The sequence below is a fragment of the Kitasatospora sp. MBT63 genome (assembly GCF_000710465.2).
In the GTDB taxonomy this organism is placed as follows: Bacteria; Actinomycetota; Actinomycetes; order Streptomycetales; family Streptomycetaceae; genus Kitasatospora.
Map to the genome: position 1 here is coordinate 1 of NZ_JAIZ01000520.1, position 1,915 is coordinate 1,915.

General features: G+C 72.0%; 2 protein-coding genes. Both read left to right on the top strand.

Going from position 1 to position 1,915, the window contains the following annotated elements:
- Window positions 1–520: 520 nt before the first annotated feature.
- Window positions 521–1,204 carry a transglycosylase SLT domain-containing protein gene (locus AA75_RS28140; RefSeq protein WP_033823084.1) on the top strand — a complete coding sequence of 228 codons (684 nt, stop codon included), beginning with the start codon at window positions 521–523 and terminating at the stop codon, window positions 1,202–1,204.
- Between the two features lie 476 nt (window positions 1,205–1,680).
- On the top strand, window positions 1,681–1,915 hold a 235-nt coding region (locus AA75_RS28145), incomplete at its 3' end, for a hypothetical protein (RefSeq protein ID WP_033823085.1).

Sequence of the window (1,915 nt, forward strand, 5' to 3'; positions counted from 1 at the left end):
GCGTTCGCCGATCGCCGCACTGGTGACCGAGATGCTGGAGGACGTCGGCCCCTGACCCCACCGGGTGCGCCGACCGTCTGAACGGCGGGTACGAACGGTACGAAAACGCCCAGGACAAAATCAGACAATCCACCATGAAGGGGCCTGTCGCCGAGCGACAGGCCCCTTGCCTGCCATCACAACTGACGGCGCCTTGTCCATGGATCGGCAGAACTCGGCGCCCGCGAAGATTGTGAGATGCGCCACGCAACCGGGAATTGCGTAGACATGGCCCGGTGCGGCATGGTGAGGGTTCTGTCAGGCCCCGCGTACGGCAGAACCCACGGCTCGGCAACTCCGGTTGGCGGGCACAGAACTGAACACCGATGAGTCGTACGCCGCCCGATCCGTTCGCCGTTCCGAGTCTCTCGGGCCGGTGCCGGGCCAGTGCCTCCCGTGACCAGAGCAGGGGCGGAGGCCAGCGCCAAGGGGCAGATTGCGCCCGCACGGTCACGCGTGGGCGACGCTGGAAGGAAACCATGTGACTCGGATCTCGGTCCGGGGAGTCGCTGTGGCCTCAGCCACCGCGGTCACCGCTGTCGGTGCCGTCGTTGGTGCGGCCTCGGGCAGCGAGGGCAAGGCCGTCACGACGGTCGATGTCGCGAGCGCCACGCTGCTCGCCGACGTTCCCTCGGGTGCCCAGGCGCAGACCGTCAGCGACAACTTCAGCGAGCAGGCCAACGCCCAGCAGGTGTCGGCCGACGCGGCTGCCAAGAAGGCCGCCGAGGAGGCCGCGCGCCAGAAGGCCGCCGCCGACGCGCAGGCCAAGGCCGACGCCGAGAAGGCTGCCGCCAAGGCTGCCGACGACAAGCGCAAGGCAGACGAGGAGGCCGCCAACCGCGACAAGGCTCGCACCACGCTGGCCGCCGTCAGCCCCGGCTCCGTCCAGGAGATGGCGCTCCAGATCATCGGCGACGACTCGCAGTTCCAGTGCTTCAGCCAGATCGTGAAGCGCGAGAGCGGCTGGAACTACACCGCCACCAATGCCTCCTCCGGTGCCTACGGCCTGGTCCAGGCGCTGCCCGGCTCGAAGATGGCCTCGGCCGGCGCCGACTGGCGGACCAACCCCGCGACCCAGATCAAGTGGGGCCTGAACTACATGAACAGCCGCTACGGCAGCCCCTGCGGCGCCTGGTCGTTCTGGCAGTCGCACCACTGGTACTAGACACCACTGGTCCGTGGACGTCCCCGGGACCGGTCACCACTGGTCCGGGACACCACCGGTCGTGTCGTACCGAGAGCCCCCCGCCCGAGTGGCGGGGGGCTCTCGTCGTGCCGCGAGGCGGCGGGCCCGCTGTGGGTGCCGGACCGGCTGCGGGCGGGCCGCATCGCCCGGGCGGCGCTGACCAGTGCGCTCACGGGCGGTGCGGTCCTGTGCGGACGCGGGGAGCCGGAGAGGGTCCTGGTGTCTCCGGCCCCGGCCGGTCCGCCGGCAGTTGGTCCGGTGGTACCGGTCTCCTCCCCGCTCCTCGCGGGGTGAAACCAGATGGTTCGTACCTGTTCGACCCTTTTCGCCCCCGGGAGTGGCCGGTTCCTGCTGGCGGGCCCGGCAGACCGGGCGGCGGGCGGGCAGGTAGCGTCGTCCCGGACGATCGTGGCGGGCCCACGGCACGGTGACCTACCGGGGAGCAGGTAGCGGGGATGGCGCGGGACTCGAAGGCGTGGAAGGGACTGGCCAAGGCCGGTGCGGTGACCGCCGGCGTACTGGCGGCGCTCGAACGCCGCCGACGGGCGGCCGCGGCGGAGGCCGCCACCGAGGCGGCCCTGGTGGCGGCCGCCGCGCTCGGCGAACTGCGGACCGTGGAGCCGGGGCTGCACGTCCTCGCGCCGGCGGCCGGGCCGCAGCCGCAGGAGGCCGTCGGTGGGCCGGCCGCCG